A 15,821-nucleotide genomic window follows, 5' to 3' on the forward strand; every position below is an offset into this window, starting at 1 on the left:
TGCCACTAGTTCGCCGTCCAGCCCCCGTCGAGCGCGATGGACGCGCCCGTGATGAACGCCGCCGGCGGCGAGCAGAGGTAGGCCACGAGTTCGGACACCTCCTCCGGCTCGATCAGCCGCTTGATCGCCGCCCGCGCCAACATGATCTTCTCGACCACCTCGCTCTCGGGGATGCCGTGGCTGGCGGCCTGGTCGGCGATCTGGCTCTCCACCAGCGCGGTGCGCACGTACGCCGGGTTGATGCAGTTGGCGGTCACGCCGTGCGGGGCGCCCTCCAGCGCGACCACCTTCGACAGCCCCTCCAGCGCGTGCTTGGCGGAGACGTATGCCGACTTGTACGGCGAGGCGCGCAGCCCGTGCACCGAGGAGATGTTCACGATCCGCCCCCAGCCCCTGGCGTACATGTGCGGCAGCGCCCGGCGGATGATCAGGAACGGTGCCTCGACCATCACCCGGTGCAGGTGGCCGAAGCGCTCCGCAGGAAACTCCTGCACCGGCGCCACGTGCTGCAGGCCCGCGTTGTTCACCACGATGTCCACGTCGGCGTCGAGGCGGTCCACCGCGTCCGGGTCGGCCAGGTCCACGCCCTCGGCCCGCCCGCCGGCCTCCGCCGCCACCGCCTTGGCCGCCTCGATGTTGCGGTCCACCACCAGGACCTTGGCGCCAGCGGCGCCCAGCCGCAGGGCGCAGGCCCGGCCGATGCCGCTCCCGCCCCCGGTCACCAGGGCGGTACGACCAGCGAGGTCGACGTGTACGACGTGGGGGACCGCCACGGGTTCTGCCGTCATGGCGCATGAAGTTACGAGCTGTGTGTCCGGGCGCACATGGGCCGGCGACACATACTCACCGCCCGGCATGTGTGGCCGCCGCGCGCCCCGGCGGCGTGTCGGCACGCCCGGCGTGTCCCCGGCGGCGGGGTGTCGCCCGGCTCGGTAGGGTGTCGAACACACGTACTGCTGGCGGCTGGGGGAGGAGGCGGCGTGCGGGTGCTGGGCGTCGACCCGGGGCTGACCCGGTGCGGGGTCGGCGTGGTCGAGGGTGTGCCGGGGCGCCCCTGCACGCTGATCGCCTACTACGTCGTCCACACCGATCCGGACGACGATCTGGCGCTGCGCCTGCTGCACCTGGACCGTTCGCTCACCGATCTGGTCGCCGAGCACCGGCCCGACAGCGTCGCCGTCGAGCGGGTCTTCAGCCAGCACAACGTCCGCACCGTGATGGGCACCGCCCAGGCCAGCGGGATCGCCGTGCTCGCCGGCGCCCGCGCCGGGCTGCCCGTGCAGACCTACACGCCCAGTGAGGTGAAGGCGGCCGTGACCGGTTCCGGCCAGGCCGACAAGGCGCAGATGACCGCGATGGTCACCCGGCTGCTGCGGCTGGCCGAGCCGCCGAGGCCGGCGGACGCCGCCGACGCCCTGGCCCTGGCCATCTGTCACGTGTGGCGCGGCGGGACGCGTTCCAAGCTGGCCGCCGCGGCCGACCGGGTACGACGAGGAGGAGCCAGATGATCGCCAGCGTGCGCGGGGTGGTGACCGCGACCGGTCCGGATCACGCCGTGGTGGAGGTCGGCGGGGTGGGCCTGGCGGTGCAGTGCGCCCCGGGCACCCTCGCCGACCTGCGCATCGGCCAGCCCGCCCGGCTGGCCACCAGCCTGGTCGTCCGGGAGGATTCGCTCACCCTCTACGGCTTCGCCGACGACGACGCCAAGCAGTTGTTCGAGCTGCTCCAGACCGCCAGCGGCGTGGGCCCCCGGCTGGCCCAGGCGGTGCTCGCCGTGCACACCCCCGACGCGGTGCGCAAGGCGATCGCCAACGCCGACACCGCCGCGCTGACCCGGGTGCCCGGCATCGGCAAGAAGGGCGCGGAGCGCCTGGTCCTGGAGCTGCGCGACCGCGTCGGCCCGGTGCCGGTCGGCGCCGACGGCGCGGCCGGGGTCACCGGCGGCGCCTGGCCCGAGCAGGTCCGGCAGGCGCTGGTCGGGCTCGGCTGGACGGCCGGGCAGGCCGACCAGGCGGTGGCCGCCGTCGCGGAGACCATCGACGGTGACGTGCCGCCGGTGCCGGTCCTGCTCAAGCAGGCCATCCGGCTGCTGGGCCGCACCCGGTGACGGGCTCCGACGGCGGGCTGGTCTCCGCCTACGTGCACGATGCCGACCTCGACGCGGAGGCCACGGTCCGGCCGAAGCGGCTGGAGGAGTTCATCGCCCAGCACCGGGTCCGCGACCAGCTCGACCTGCTGCTCCAGGGCGCGATGCGGCGCGGCTCCCCGCCCGACCACATCCTCCTGTCGGGCCCGCCCGGCTTGGGTAAGACCACCCTGGCCAACATCGTCGCCGCCGAGCTGGGCTCGGGCATCCGGGTGACCAGCGGCCCGGCGATCGAGCGCTCCGGCGACCTGGCGGCGATCCTGACCAGCCTCGCCGAGGGCGACGTGCTCTTCATCGACGAGATCCACCGGATCGCCAAGCCGGCCGAGGAGTTGCTCTACAGCGCGATGGAGGACTTCCGGGTCGACGTGATCGTCGGCAAGGGTCCGGGCGCGACGGCGATCCCGCTGGACGTCGAGCCGTTCACCCTGGTCGGCGCGACCACCCGCTCCGGCCTGCTCACCGGGCCGATGCGCGACCGGTTCGGCTTCGTCGCGCACCTCGACTTCTACTCGCCGGCCGACCTGGAGGTGCTGCTGCGCCGTTCGGCCCGGATCCTCGGCGTGCCGATCACCGACGACGGCGCCGCCGAGGTCGCCGGCCGCTCCCGGGGCACGCCGCGCATCGCCAACCGGCTGCTGCGCCGGGTCCGCGACTTCGCCGAGGTCCGGGCCGACGGGGTGGTCACCCTGGAGACCGCCCGGGCCGCCCTCACGGTGTACGACGTCGACGCACTGGGCCTGGACCGGCTGGACCGGGCGGTGCTGACCGCGCTCGTCGACTCGTTCCGGGGCGGGCCGGTCGGCCTGTCCACGCTGGCCGTGGCGGTGGGTGAGCAGCCGGACACGGTGGAGGAGGTCTGCGAGCCGTTCCTGGTCCGGGCCGGCCTGCTGGCCCGTACGCCGCGCGGCCGGGTCGCCACGGAGGCCGCCTGGCGGCATCTGGGCCGTACGCCGCCGAATGGTACATTTGGCGCGAATGCTCCTGTGACGCCCGATCTGTTCTCGACGGATGCCGATCAGCCGTGATGTGAACGTGATCTGTGCCGCATTCGGCGTTCCCAGGTGCAGGGATTAGACTCGCGCCGGTCTGTACAGGACGTGAGAATCCGCTTCCGCTCCGGCGCGCCCGCGCCGGGCCGGGGGCCAATGGGAAGGTCTTTCACCGTGCTTTACGCAGCAGAGGGCGGCGGGGGTGCCGGCAGCCTGACGCCGATCCTCATGATCGCTCTGCTCTTCGGCGTCATGTACTTCATGATGATCCGCCCCCAGCAGAAGCGCCGCCGTGAGGCGGAGTCCATGCAGTCCGCCCTCGCGCCCGGCGACGAGGTGGTCACCATCGGTGGCCTCTACGGCACGGTCACCGGCGTGGACGACGACACCGTCCTGCTCGAGGTCGCGCCCGGTGTGCAGACCCGCTACGCCCGTCCGGCCATCGCCCGGGTCGTCAGCCAGGCGGAGCGCCCGGCCGACGAGCCGGTCGCCGAGGACGCGGACGTCGTCAAGGAGTGACGGTCGCTCCCGCCCCGCGCGGGGTGGTGGTCGCCGGACTCCGGTGACGACTTTCCCCGACGGGGCAGCGGAGGCGACGTGAAAACTGGATAGTTGGGCCCGACGCCGGAAGTCGGCTCGTCCCGTTCCGCCCGGCGCCCCCGCGCCGAGCCCGGAGCCGGATGCCGCCCTCCGACGCCGGCCCGTCGGACCCGCCGGCCGGACCGGCCGACACCCGCCGCACCAGCGGCGCGACCGTACAGGGAGACAGGACAGCCGTGGCACCACCTCAGGGACAGATGCGGCCCGGACGGCAACTGGCCGTGCTCGGGCTCATCTTCGTCGTCCTCTATCTTTTGGTGTTCTTCGCGGGCGGCGCCAGCGGCGGCTTGAAGGACAGGCTCGAGCCCAAGCTCGGCCTGGACCTCGTCGGCGGCACCCGGCTGACGCTGGAGGCGACCAACAGCATCGGTGGCCAGGCCCCGACGGCGGAGAACCTCGAAGAGGCCCGCCAGATCATCGAGAGCCGCGTCAACGCCTTCGGCGTCGCCGAGGCCGAGGTGGTCACCGAGGGCAACCGCAACATCGTGATCTCCCTGCCCGGTGAGAACCGCGACCTGACCGAGGTGGGCAGCGCCGCCGAGCTGCGCTTCCGCAAGGTGCTCAAGGCCGCCGACGGCAGCGGCGCGGCCACCGCCCCGCCGCCCGCCGCCACCCCGGCCCCCTCGGGCAGCGCGGCCCCGGCCCCGTCGGGCAGCGCGAAGCCTTCGGGCAGCGCCGCCCCGTCGGGCAGCGCCGCGCCGAAGGCGACCGCGTCGCCCAGCGGCGGCCAGGGCGGCATGGCCCCGGCCCCGAGCGCCAGCGCGTCGGCCGCGCCGAGCGCCACCCCCTCGGCCGGCGCCGCCACCCCGACGCCGAGCGCCAGCGCCGAGCCCGTGCCGCAGAGCATCGAGGACCAGCGCAAGGCCGTCGAGCAGAAGGTCGGCGCCGCCGCCTGGGCGGCCGCCAGCGGCCTCCAGGCCCCGGCCGACCTGGCCGCCGACCCGTCGCTGGCGGAGAAGCTCAAGCCGTTCGCGGCTCTCGACCCGCGCGAGGTCGCGGTGCTGCCGGCGACGATGCAGTTCAACGTGCCGCAGATCAGCTGCGCCCAGCTCGACAAGCGCCCGCCGGCGTCGATCTCGGCCGCCAACCAGCAGGCGGTGGCCTGCGAGGACGGCGCCGCGAAGTACCTGCTCGACCAGGCGAAGGTGCTGGGCACCGACGTCGAGGGCGCCAGCGCGGTGCTGGACCAGACCAGCCAGTGGGTCGTCAGCCTCGACTTCTCCGGCCCCGGCCAGGACAAGTGGACCAACCTGACCCGCGAGGCGTTCAACAACGAGGGCCAGGCCTGCGACGCCACCGCCCTCGGCCAGGACGGCAAGTGCCGCGTCGCCGTCGTGCTCGACAACGAGATCGTCTCCTCGCCCGAGATCCAGGGCGTGCTGACGGGCAACTCGCAGATCACCGGCAACTTCAACCAGCGCGACGCCAGCGCCCTGGCCGGCCAGCTGCGCTACGGCGCGCTGCCGGTGACCTTCGAGGCGCAGGAGCAGCAGAACGTCACCGCCACCCTGGGCGCCAGCCACCTGCGGGCCGGTCTGCTCGCGGCGGGCATCGGCATGCTGCTGGTCATCATCTACTCGTTCTTCTACTACCGCCTGCTCGGCTCCGTCATCTTCCTGAGCCTGGTCCTGTCGGCGCTGCTGGTCTTCGGCGCGCTGGTGGTGCTCGGCCGGCAGATCGGGTTCACCCTCACCCTCGCCGGCATCGCCGGCATGATCGTGTCACTAGGTGTGGCGGCGGACTCGTTCGTCATCTACTTCGAGCGGCTCAAGGACGAGATCCGGGAGGGGCGCAGCCCGCGCAGCGCGGTGCCGCGTGCCTGGATCCGGGCCCGCCGCACGATCATCTCGGCCAACGCGATCACGTTGATGTCGGCGGTGGTGCTCTACGTGGTCTCGGTCGGCACGGTGAAGGGCTTCGCCTTCGCCCTCGGCCTGGCCACGGTGCTGGACCTGGTCGTGGTCTTCCTCTTCCGGCACCCGATCATGACGATGTTCGCCCGCACCTCCGCGTTCCTGTCCCCGCGGGTCAGCGGTCTCGGCCGGGCGCTCCCGCCGCGGACGGCCGAGCCGGCCAAGCCCCGCAACCCGCGCGTGAAGGAGGCCTGAGATGGCAAAGAGTGGTCTCGCGAGCCGCCTCTACCGCGGCGAGGCCGGCCTCGACATCATCGGCCGGCGCAAGCTCTGGTTCGGCGTCGCGCTCGTGCTGATCCTGCTGTCGCTGCTCAGCTTCGGGCTGCGCGGCTTCAGCCTCGGCATCGAGTTCGCCGGCGGCAACTCTTTCCAGATCCCGGCGAGCGTCGGCACCCTGGAGCAGACCGAGCTGAAGGTCCAGGACGCCCTGGCCGCGGCCGGCGGCGACGCCAAGGTCGTCACCACCCAGAAGGTCGGCGGCACCGGGGGCGACTTCTACGAGGTGCGGACCACCCAGCTCGACACCGAGCAGGCCAACGCCGTCAAGGACGAGATCGCCGACGAGTTCGGCATCGACGCCGCCACCATCAGCGGCAACCAGGTCAGCGAGGCGTGGGGCAGCCAGGTCACCTCCCGGGCGCTGCTCGGTCTGGTCATCTTCATCGCGGTGGTGATGATCTACCTGATCCTGCGCTTCGAGTGGCGGATGGCGGTCGCCGCGGTCTCCTCGCTGATCATGAACCTGATCCTCACCGCCGGTATCTACTCGCTTGTCGGCTTCGAGGTCACCCCGTCGACGGTCATCGGCTTCCTCACGATCCTGGGCTTCGCGCTCTACGACGTGGTGGTGGTCTTCGACAAGGTGCAGGAGAACACGCGCGGCATCACCGCGAACAACAACCAGACGTACGGCGAGGCGGCCAACCTGGCGATCAACCAGAGCCTCATGCGGTCGCTGAACACGTCGGTGGTCGCGCTGCTGCCGGTCGGTGGTCTGCTCTTCATCGGTGCCGGCCTGCTCGGCGCGGGCACCCTGAAGGACCTCGGCCTGGTGCTCTTCGTCGGTATGGCGGTGGCGTTCCTGACCTCGATCCTGCTGGCCACGCCGCTGCTGGTGCTGCTCAAGAACTACGACCCGCGCATCCAGGCGCACAACAAGCGGGTGCTGGCCCGCCGGGGCGCGATCGCCCGTGGCGAGGTCACCGGCAAGGGCACCGCCCCGCGTACCGACGACTCCGACGACGAGCCGGTCGACCCGGAGTCGGCCGCGCTGGCCGGCGCGGCGCCGCGAGTGGGCGCCCGACCGGCCGGGAAGCGGCCGACCGGCGCCCGGAGCGGCCGACCCGCCGGCGGCGGTGGCAACCGGCCGGGTGGCGGCAAGCGGCGCTGAGCCGGGCCGGGCTGACCCGGTAGGAACCGATCCGACGGCGTCCTTCATGCTGTGCGAGCAGCATGCAGGACGCCGTCGTCGTGAAGGGGAGCGGAACTGCCGTGACGGAGACCCACAGCACCGGGGTACGGGGAGACAGCGGCCCGGCCACCGCCGCGCTGGTCGCCAGCCGGGTGCTCGACGTGCCCGACTTCCCGAAGCCCGGCGTCATGTTCAAGGACCTGATGCCGCTGTTCGCCGACGGCGACACGTTCCGTCAGGTGATCGACGGGATCGTCGCGTACCACGGGCGGGAGTCGTTCGACGTCGTCGTCGGCATCGAGGCGCGCGGGTTCGTGGTCGCTGCCGCCATCGCGTACGCGACCGGGGTCGGCGTCGTGCCGGTGCGCAAGGCCGGCAAGCTGCCCCGTCCGGCCTACTCGGCCTCCTACGCCCTGGAGTACGGCGAGGCCACGCTGGAGGTGCACGAGGACGCCTTCACGGCCGGGCACCGGGTGCTGGTGGTCGACGACGTGCTGGCCACCGGCGGCACCGCCGAGGCGACGCTGGACCTGGTGGAGCGGGCCGGCGGGACCGTGGCCGGCTTCACCGTCCTGCTGGAGCTCGCCTTCCTCGGCGGCCGGGAGCGGCTGGCCCCGCGCCCGGTGCATGCCCTGTTGACCGTTTGACCCCGCCGACCGTCGGGCGGACCCGGTGGGGACCGTCCGGCGGAGCGGCGGGGCACCGTGCGTGCGGGTAGCATTGCCCTTTGCTGACCGGGCGGGACCCGTCCGGGCAGCGCGAGACCAGGCCGGCCGGCGCACGGTCGGTGACTTCCCGGCGAGCGGTGAGGAGGCCGGTGTCCCACGATGTCGCCCCTCCGGTGGAGGGCACGGTGTACCCGACAGGCGACGCGGACGGCTCGGCGACCGCAACCAACGGTGACGCGCAGGCCCCGGAGGCGGGCCCCGGCGTGACCGTCCCGGCCGAGCCCGTACGCCCCGACACGCCGGCGGCCACGGCCGGCGGCGCGGGCGCGGCGACCGAGGGGGTCCTGCTTCCGTTCCCCGCCGACGTCGTCGGCGACCACATGCCGAGCGCCGGTTTTGCGCTCTCCACCGCGCCCACCGGCCGCCGGGTCCGGGCGCGGCTGGCCCGGTTCAACGCGCCCTGGCAGTCCTCGCAGGTCAGCGAGGTGCTGGAGCCGCTGATCTCGACCCACCGGGACGCCCACCCCAAGGCGGACGCGCGGCTGCTCCAGCGCGCCTTCGACACGGCGGCCCGCTGGCACTCCGGGCAGTACCGCAAGTCCGGCGACCCCTACATCACCCACCCGCTCGCGGTCGCCACGATCCTGGCCAACCTGGGCATGGACACCACCACCCTGGTCGCCGCGCTCCTGCACGACACGATCGAGGACACGGAATACACCCTCGACCAGATGCGGGCCGACTTCGGCGGCGAAGTGGCGCTGCTGGTCGACGGGGTCACCAAGCTCGACAAGGTCAAGCTGGGCGACGCGGCCAAGGCCGAGACGATCCGCAAGATGGTCGTCGCGATGGCCAAGGACCCGCGGGTGCTGGTGATCAAGCTGGCCGACCGGCTGCACAACATGCGTACCCTCACCTTCCTGCCCCGCCCGAAGCAGGAGCAGAAGGCGAAGGAGACGCTGGAGATCCTGGCCCCGCTGGCCCACCGGCTGGGTATGAACACGATCAAGTGGGAGCTGGAGGACCTGGCCTTCGGCACGCTCTTCCCGAAGCGCTACGAGGAGATCAACCGCCTCATCGGGGAGCACCAGCCGCAGCGCGAGGCGCTGCTGCGCCAGGTCACCCAGAAGGTGCAGACCGACCTGAAGGCCGCCAAGATCAAGGCGGAGACCACCGGGCGGCCGAAGCACCTCTACTCGATCTACCAGAAGATGATCGTGCGGGGTCGCGACTTCAACGACATCTACGACCTGGTCGGGGTGCGGATCCTGGTCGACACGGTGCGCGACTGCTACGCGGCGCTGGGCGTGATCCACGCCAACTGGCAGCCGGTGCCGGGCCGGTTCAAGGACTACATCGCCATGCCCAAGTTCAACATGTACCAGTCGCTGCACACGACGGTCATCGGGCCCACCGGCAAGCCGGTGGAGATGCAGATCCGCACGTACGCGATGCACCGCACCGCCGAGTTCGGCATCGCCGCGCACTGGAAGTACAAGGAGCACAAGGGCACCCAGATCGTCGGCCCGCCCGCGCACATCGACGAGATGACCTGGCTGCGCCAGCTGCTGGACTGGCAGCGGGAGGCGGCCGACCCGAGCGAGTTCCTCGACGCGCTGCGCTTCGACCTGTCCAGCCAGGAGGTGTACGTCTTCACCCCGAAGGGTGACGTCATCCCGCTGCCGACCGGCTCCACGCCGGTGGACTTCGCGTACGCGGTGCACACCGAGGTGGGCCACAAGTGCATCGGGGCGCGGGTCAACGGCAAGCTGGTGCCCCTCGAATCGACGCTGTCCAACGGCGACGTGATCGAGATCTTCACCTCGAAGTCCGACACGGCCGGCCCGACGCAGGACTGGCTGGGCTTCGTCAAGAGCCCGCGCGCCCGCACGAAGATCCGGCAGTACTTCAACAAGGAGCGGCGCGAGGAGGCGATCGAGGCCGGCAAGGACGCGATCGTCAAGGCGATGCGCAAGCAGGGCATGCCGTTGCAGCGGATGCTCACCTCCGACGCGCTGATGGCGATCGCCCGGGACCTGCACCTGGCCGACGTGGCCTCCCTCTACGCCGCTGTCGGCGACAGCCAGGTCTCCGCCCAGTCGGTGGTGCAGAAGCTGATGGCCGCGTACGGCGGCGAGGAGGGCGCGGCGGAGGACATCGCCGAGACCGCCGTCGCCACCCGTCCGCCCCGCAGCCGGCAGAGCAGCGCCGACCCGGGCGTGGTCGTACGCGGGGTCAGCGACGTGTGGATCAAGCTGGCGCGCTGCTGCACGCCGGTGCCGCCGGACTCGGTCTTCGGCTTCGTCACCCGCTCCGGCGGCGTGAGCGTGCACCGCGACGACTGCGCCAACGCCGAGGATCTGCGGGCGCAGGCCGAGCGGGTGGTCGAGGTGAGTTGGAAGCTCACCTCGGCGTCCACGTTCCTGGTCGCCATCCAGGTCGAGGCGCTGGACCGGCACAAGCTGCTCGCCGACGTGACCCGGGTGCTCTCCGAGGAGCGGGTGAACATCCTCTCCGCGACGGTCACCACCACCCGCGACCGGGTGGCGGTGAGCCGGTTCAGCTTCGAGATGGCGGACCCGAAGCACCTGGGCCACCTGCTGGCGGCGGTCCGCAAGGTGGACGGCGTCTTCGACGCGTACCGCGTCACCTCCGGCGCCTGACCCCGCCAACCCCTCGCACACCCGCGCCCCGGCCCGGCACCGACCGAGCCGGGGCGCTGGTGTGCGGGTGGGACGGACGAGCGCCCGCCGGCGGGGCCGGCGGGCGCTCGTCGTACGGCTGGGGTGCGGGTCAGCCCTGGGGGGCGCTCATGGTGAGCTTGTTGATGGTGACTTCCTTCTTCGGGTGGCCGCCACCGGCCTGCTTCGCGAACGCCTTGTCGTCGCCCGCCGCCGCGACCTGCTTCACGAGGTCCATGCCGCCGGTGATGGTGCCCAGGACGGTGTAGTTCGGGTCCAGCGGCGAGTCGCCGTAGACGATGAAGAACTGGCTGCCCGTGCTGCCCGGCTGGCCCGAGTTGGCCATCGCGATCACGCCCTCCGGGTACGGGGGCCGCTTGTCGGTGGGCAGGTTCTCCTCGGCGAGCCGGTAGCTCGGGCCGCCGGTGCCGTCGGTCTCGCGCCAGCCCTTGCCCGTCGCGCCGGGGTCACCGCACTGGAGCACCTTGATGCCCTCGGTCACCAGCCGGTGGCACTTGCTGTTGTCGAAGAAGTTCTTCTCCGCCAGGTGGGTGAAGCTGCCCGCGGTGCAGGGCACCGCCGACCGGTCGATCGTGGCGGTGATCGGGCCCAGGTTGGTGTCGATCGTCATCGTCTGGGTGCCCGTGGCCGACTGCTGCACGGCCGGCACCCCGACGTCCTTGATCTGCGGGGACCGCTGGTCGGTGGGGATCTCGGTCCAGGCGCACTGCACGTTGCCGGCACCCGGGCCTGCGGTGTCGGTCTTGTCGTCGTCTCCGCCGAGGGTGGTGACGAGCCAGACCGTGCCGGCGACGACGAGGACCAGGACCGAGGCGGCCCCCACGATCGCCTGGGTCTGCCGGCGCTTGCGGGCCCTGGCCGCGCGCTCGGCCATCTCCTTCTCGAGCCGGGCGCGCGCCGCCGCGCGCTGCCGCTCTCTGGTGGACGTCACGCCTGGATCCTCCTGGGCTGTCGGGTGGCGCGGTCGGTGCCGCTGCGATTGGTGGGGCGGCCGGGTCAGCCGGCGCTCGGGCTGGCCGCCGGAGCGCCCGAAGCGGGCGGCGTCGGTGCCGAGGTGGCCTGCGCCACGGGCTCGCCGACGGTCAGGCTCTGCACGACCACGTCGTCGTCCTTGGGCTTGACCTTGGCCCCCGTCCCATTGTCCACGGTCGGCTTGGCACCGATCTTCGCCACCACGTCGATCCCACCGGTGACCCGGCCGATGATCGGATACTTCGGGTCGGCCGTGGTGAAGTCCTTGAAGAACATCAGGAACTGGCTGCCGTTGGCGCCCGGCGGGTTGGCGATCATCGCGACCGTGCCCTTCGGGTACGTCGCGGGCTGGCCGGCGGCGGGGCTGGCCGACGGTGACGGCGCGGTGGGCACGTTCTCGTCGTAGAACGAGTAGGTGGGGCCGCCGAGCCCGGTGCCGCTCGGGTCGCCGCAGCGCACCGCGCCCTCGGCGGTGATCTCGTGGCACTTGGTGTTGTCGTAGAACGACCGGCTGGACAGGTGGGCGATGCTCGCCGCCGCGCACGGGGCGCCGGCCAGGTCCAGCTCGACGGTGATCGGCGCACCCTGGTTGGTGGTGACCGTCATCGGACGTACGCCGTCGGTGGGCAGTCCCTCGGTGGCCGGGGTGCCGACGTCCTTGAGGTTGGTGTTCGCGGTGGCGTCCTGCGGCGTCCACAGGCAGACGTCCTCGGCGGCCGTGTTCTCCTTCGGCTCGTCGTCGAAGGCGCCCAGCGCCCACGCCGAGCCGCCCACGATCAGCGCGAGGACGACGGCGACGCCGACGCCGGCCTGGATCTGCCGACGACGCTTGACGGCCGAGGCCCGGCGGGCGAGTTGCCGGTCGAGCTTGGCACGCGCCAGTTTGCGCTGCCGGTCCCTGCTGGAAGCCACCCGTGCTCCCCTTCCTCTACCCTGGTCGTCACCGGTGGTCGGGCGTCCTGCGCCCGTTCGGCGGCGGGTGCGCCACGCCACACGCCCGCCAGAGTGTACGGCTACCGACTGGGAAAGTGGTGTACGAGGTCCGGGCCGGGTTTATCGGAACGCGTCACTGCGCCCGGCGGAGCCCACGGGACGCACGCGATCGTCGCCGGACGCGATGCCCGAAACGGGCACGATCGGTGCCACGCGGAACGCCCCGGACGCACGCGCAGAACCTCCTCGCCCCGCCCGATAGGCTGCTGACAGGCAACCCACTCGACGGAAGGGGAGCGGACGTGCTCGTGGCCGGCTTTCCCGCGGACGCCTTCGGCACCAACTGCTACGTGGTCGCCGCCGCGCCGGGGGAGCAGTGCGTGGTGGTCGACCCCGGCATCGGGGTGCTCGACCGGCTCGACGCCCTGCTGGCCGAGCATCGGCTGCACCCGGCCGCCGTCCTGCTCACCCACGGCCACCTCGACCACACGTTCTCGGTGGCGCCGGTCTGCGGCGCGCGCGGCATCACCGCGTACGTGCACCCCGGCGACCGGGAGATGCTCGCCGACCCGGCCAAGGGGCTGTCGGCGGAGCTCCGCTCGCTCTTCGGTGGGCGGCTGCCGTACACCGAGCCGGAGGACGTCGCCGAGCTGACCGACGGCGCCACGCTCGCCCTCGCCGGGTTGGAGATCACCGTCGACCACGCCCCGGGCCATACCGGCGGGTCGGTGCTCTTCCGACTGCCGGCCGCCGGCTCGTCGTGGGAGGCGGAGCAGCTCTGCCTCTCGGGCGACGTCCTGTTCGCCGGCTCCATCGGCCGCACCGACCTGCCGGGCGGCAGCATGACGAGGATGGTCACCAGCCTCCGGGACAAGATCCTCCCGCTGGCCGACGACACCGTCGTGCTGCCCGGCCACGGCCCCGCGACCACCATCGGCCGCGAGCGCGCGACCAACCCGTACCTCGTCGAGGTGGCGGGTGGCGGCGCGCGACCGGCGGCCCCCGCCCGCGGCCTCTGACCGGCCGCACCGACTTCTCACCCCGCGGCCGTGGCCGGCCGCGCCGACTCTTCGCCCGCGCCGACCCGCGCGGGACCGCGAAACGGAGCATCATGAGCAAGCCCACGCCCATCTCCGGCTTCCCGGAGTGGACGCCCGCGCAGCGGATGATCGAGCAGTACGTCCTCGACAAGATCCGCGACACCTTCGAGCTGTACGGCTTCGCCCCGCTGGAGACCCGCGCGGTGGAGCCGCTGGACCAGCTGTTGCGCAAGGGGGAGACCTCCAAGGAGGTCTACCTGATCCGTCGGCTCCAGGCCGATGCCGACGGCCCGACCGGCGACGACGCGCTCGGCCTGCACTTCGACCTGACCGTGCCGTTCGCCCGCTACGTGCTGGAGAACGCCGGCAAGCTCCAGTTCCCGTTCCGCCGCTACCAGATCCAGAAGGTCTGGCGGGGCGAGCGGCCGCAGGAGGGGCGCTACCGCGAGTTCCTCCAGGCCGACATCGACATCGTCGACCGCGACACCCTCGCCCCGCACCACGAGGCGGAGATGCCGCTGGTGATCGGCGACGCGCTGCGCTCGCTGCCGATCCCGCCGGTGCGCATCCAGGTCAACAACCGCAAGATCTGCGAGGGCTTCTACCGGGGCATCGGGCTGACCGACCCGGAGGCGGCCCTGCGCGCGGTGGACAAGCTCGACAAGATCGGTCCGGCGAGGGTGGCCGAGTTGCTGGCGCAGACGGCCGGGGCGAGCGAGGCGCAGGCCAAGGCGGTCCTGTCGCTGGCGGAGATCTCCGCCCCGGACGCCTCCTTCGCCGACGCCGTCCGCGCGCTGGGCGTCAGCGACCCGATGCTCGACGAGGGGGTCGAGGAGCTGGTCCGGGTGGTGGAGACGGCCGCCGCGCACTCGCCGGGGCTCTGCGTGGCCGACCTGCGCATCGCCCGGGGCCTGGACTACTACACGGGCACGGTCTACGAGACCCAGCTGATCGGCTACGAGCGGTTCGGCTCGATCTGCTCCGGCGGCCGGTACGACAACCTGGCCAGCGCCGGCGCGACCCGCTTCCCGGGCGTCGGCATCTCGATCGGGGTGACCCGGCTGCTGGGGCTGCTCTTCGGCGCCGGCGCGCTGTCGGTGTCGCGGGACGTGCCGACCTGCGTCCTGGTCGCGGTGACCAGCGAGGAGCAGCGTGCCGCCAGCAACCGGGTGGCCGAGGCGCTGCGCTCGCGGGGCGTGCCGACCGAGGTGTCGCCGAGCGCGGCGAAGTTCGGCAAGCAGATCCGCTACGCCGAGCGGCGGGGCATCCCGTACGTCTGGTTCCCCGGGGTGGACGGCGCGGCCGACGAGGTGAAGGACATCCGTTCCGGCGAGCAGGCCGCCGCCGCGGCGGGGGAGTGGACGCCGCCCCGGGCGGACCTCAGGCCGCTGGTCAGCTGAGACATTACTGGCGCGTACGCGCGATCGGACCTACGGTGGCGTAAGTTACGCCACCGTAGGGAGATCGTCGTGACCGCACTCAGCCAGACCGCCCTGCTCCTCGAACTGGCACCCGTCGTCGAGAAGAACCTCGACCGGCACCTGGCCGTCGCCAAGGAGTGGTTCCCGCACGAGTACGTGCCGTGGAGCGAGGGGCGCACCTTCGACGGGCCGCTGGGCGGCGAGGCGTGGGCGGAGAGCGACTCGACGATCCCCGACGTGGCCCGTACCGCGCTGATCGTCAACCTGCTGACCGAGGACAACCTGCCCTCGTACCACCACGAGATCGCCACCCTGTTCGGCCGCGACGGCGCCTGGGGCACGTGGGTGCACCGGTGGACCGCCGAGGAGGGTCGGCACGGCACCGCCATCCGCGACTACCTCACCGTCACCCGGGCGGTGGACCCGGTGGCGCTGGAGCGGGCCCGCATGACGCACATGTCCGCCGGCTACGCCAACGTCCACGACGACGAGGTGCTGCACTCCCTGGCGTACGTCTCGTTCCAGGAGCTGGCCACCCGGATCTCGCACCGCAACACGGGTCGGGTCACCGGCGACCCGGCCTGCGAGGCGCTGCTGGCCCGGGTCGCTGCCGACGAGAACCTGCACATGGTCTTCTACCGCAACCTGCTGGCCGCCGCCTTCGAGCTGGCGCCGAGCCAGGCGATGCGGGCGGTCGCCGACGTGGTGGCCGACTTCCAGATGCCCGGCAACGGCATCGACGGCTTCGCCCGCAAGTCCGTGGCGATCGCCCTGGCCGGCATCTACGACCTGCGCCAGCACCGCGACGAGGTGGTGGCGCCGGTGCTGCGCCAGTGGGACGTCTTCAACGTGACGGGGCTCGACGCCGACGGCGAGACCGCCCGCGACCAGATCGCGACGCACCTCGACGACCTGGACCGCGCCGCCACCCGCTTCGAGGAGAAGCGCGACGCCCGGGCCGCCCGCCTGGCCGCCCGCTGACCCGTCCCCGTCCCCGCCGCCCTCGCCTCGTCGATCATGCAG

At 72.4% G+C, this 15,821-nt stretch carries 14 protein-coding genes; 11 read left to right on the top strand and 3 right to left on the bottom strand.

The annotated features are described in order from the left end of the window. Nucleotides 1-5 precede the first annotated feature (5 nt). On the bottom strand, nt 6-788 hold the full coding sequence (locus OG989_RS18000) for a 3-hydroxybutyrate dehydrogenase (RefSeq protein WP_327027710.1): 783 nt from the start codon (nt 786-788) through the stop codon (nt 6-8). 192 nt (nt 789-980) lie between these two features. Between OG989_RS18000 and ruvC the strand changes: the two genes are divergently transcribed. The 8 genes from ruvC to OG989_RS18040 all read left to right on the top strand — a co-directional run bounded on the left by ruvC (nt 981) and on the right by OG989_RS18040 (nt 10,393). Then, the gene (gene ruvC, locus OG989_RS18005) at nt 981-1,508 is read left to right on the top strand and encodes a crossover junction endodeoxyribonuclease RuvC (protein WP_132240119.1); all 528 of its coding nucleotides are present in this window, start codon (nt 981-983) and stop codon (nt 1,506-1,508) included. After that, nucleotides 1,505-2,107: a Holliday junction branch migration protein RuvA gene (ruvA, locus tag OG989_RS18010; protein ID WP_151456909.1), complete on the top strand. Its 603-nt coding sequence runs from the start codon at nt 1,505-1,507 to the stop codon at nt 2,105-2,107. Before ruvC ends, ruvA begins: the two co-directional genes overlap by 4 nt. Then, the gene (gene ruvB / locus OG989_RS18015) at nt 2,104-3,174 is read left to right on the top strand and encodes a Holliday junction branch migration DNA helicase RuvB (RefSeq protein ID WP_327027711.1); all 1,071 of its coding nucleotides are present in this window, start codon (nt 2,104-2,106) and stop codon (nt 3,172-3,174) included. The genes ruvA and ruvB overlap by 4 nt, the downstream gene beginning before the upstream one ends. A 138-nt stretch (nt 3,175-3,312) precedes the next feature. Further along, the gene (gene yajC, locus OG989_RS18020) at nt 3,313-3,657 is read left to right on the top strand and encodes a preprotein translocase subunit YajC (protein WP_192581554.1); all 345 of its coding nucleotides are present in this window, start codon (nt 3,313-3,315) and stop codon (nt 3,655-3,657) included. A 257-nt stretch (nt 3,658-3,914) separates the two neighbouring features. Then, nucleotides 3,915-5,846 carry a protein translocase subunit SecD gene (gene secD / locus OG989_RS18025; protein WP_327027713.1) on the top strand — a complete coding sequence of 644 codons (1,932 nt, stop codon included), beginning with the start codon at nt 3,915-3,917 and terminating at the stop codon, nt 5,844-5,846. A gap of 1 nt (nt 5,847) precedes the next feature. Next, complete coding sequence (secF, locus tag OG989_RS18030) at nt 5,848-7,041, top strand: protein translocase subunit SecF (RefSeq protein WP_151456488.1); 1,194 nt, start codon at nt 5,848-5,850, stop codon at nt 7,039-7,041. Nucleotides 7,042-7,142: 101 nt separating this feature from the next. Next, nucleotides 7,143-7,709, top strand: a complete 567-nt coding sequence (locus tag OG989_RS18035) for an adenine phosphoribosyltransferase (RefSeq protein WP_151456489.1) — start codon at nt 7,143-7,145, stop codon at nt 7,707-7,709. Between the two features lie 170 nt (nt 7,710-7,879). Beyond that, nucleotides 7,880-10,393 carry a RelA/SpoT family protein gene (locus OG989_RS18040; RefSeq protein ID WP_151456490.1) on the top strand — a complete coding sequence of 838 codons (2,514 nt, stop codon included), beginning with the start codon at nt 7,880-7,882 and terminating at the stop codon, nt 10,391-10,393. Between the two features lie 130 nt (nt 10,394-10,523). Here OG989_RS18040 and OG989_RS18045 read toward each other — a convergent pair whose 3' ends face one another. Together OG989_RS18045 and OG989_RS18050 are read right to left on the bottom strand one after the other, a co-directional pair. Beyond that, the gene (locus OG989_RS18045) at nt 10,524-11,363 is read right to left on the bottom strand and encodes a peptidylprolyl isomerase (RefSeq protein ID WP_151456491.1); all 840 of its coding nucleotides are present in this window, start codon (nt 11,361-11,363) and stop codon (nt 10,524-10,526) included. 65 nt (nt 11,364-11,428) lie between these two features. Then, entirely contained in the window at nt 11,429-12,316 is an 888-nt protein-coding gene (locus OG989_RS18050) for a peptidylprolyl isomerase (protein ID WP_327027714.1), read from the bottom strand. 323 nt (nt 12,317-12,639) lie between these two features. On the opposite strand from OG989_RS18050, the gene OG989_RS18055 reads away from it, so the two are divergent. The 3 genes from OG989_RS18055 to OG989_RS18065 all read left to right on the top strand — a co-directional run bounded on the left by OG989_RS18055 (nt 12,640) and on the right by OG989_RS18065 (nt 15,779). Beyond that, nucleotides 12,640-13,356, top strand: coding sequence for an MBL fold metallo-hydrolase (locus OG989_RS18055; protein ID WP_327027715.1), 717 nt, complete (start codon nt 12,640-12,642; stop codon nt 13,354-13,356). Between the two features lie 92 nt (nt 13,357-13,448). Then, the gene (hisS, locus tag OG989_RS18060) at nt 13,449-14,777 is read left to right on the top strand and encodes a histidine--tRNA ligase (protein WP_327027716.1); all 1,329 of its coding nucleotides are present in this window, start codon (nt 13,449-13,451) and stop codon (nt 14,775-14,777) included. A 69-nt stretch (nt 14,778-14,846) separates the two neighbouring features. Then, complete coding sequence (locus tag OG989_RS18065) at nt 14,847-15,779, top strand: acyl-ACP desaturase (RefSeq protein WP_151456495.1); 933 nt, start codon at nt 14,847-14,849, stop codon at nt 15,777-15,779. The last annotated feature ends 42 nt before the right edge of the window (nt 15,780-15,821 follow it).

It is taken from the genome of Micromonospora sp. NBC_01740, assembly GCF_035920365.1.
GTDB lineage: Bacteria > Actinomycetota > Actinomycetes > Mycobacteriales > Micromonosporaceae > Micromonospora > Micromonospora reichwaldensis.

Excerpts from the sequence above, each read along its gene's own strand:
- secF (WP_151456488.1), top strand. The coding sequence starts at position 5,848 with ATGGCAAAGAGTGGTCTCGCGAGCCGCCTCTACCGCGGCGAGGCCGGC.
- OG989_RS18000 (WP_327027710.1), bottom strand. The coding sequence starts at position 788 with ATGACGGCAGAACCCGTGGCGGTCCCCCACGTCGTACACGTCGACCTC.
- hisS (WP_327027716.1), top strand. The coding sequence starts at position 13,449 with ATGAGCAAGCCCACGCCCATCTCCGGCTTCCCGGAGTGGACGCCCGCG.
- ruvA (WP_151456909.1), top strand. The coding sequence starts at position 1,505 with ATGATCGCCAGCGTGCGCGGGGTGGTGACCGCGACCGGTCCGGATCAC.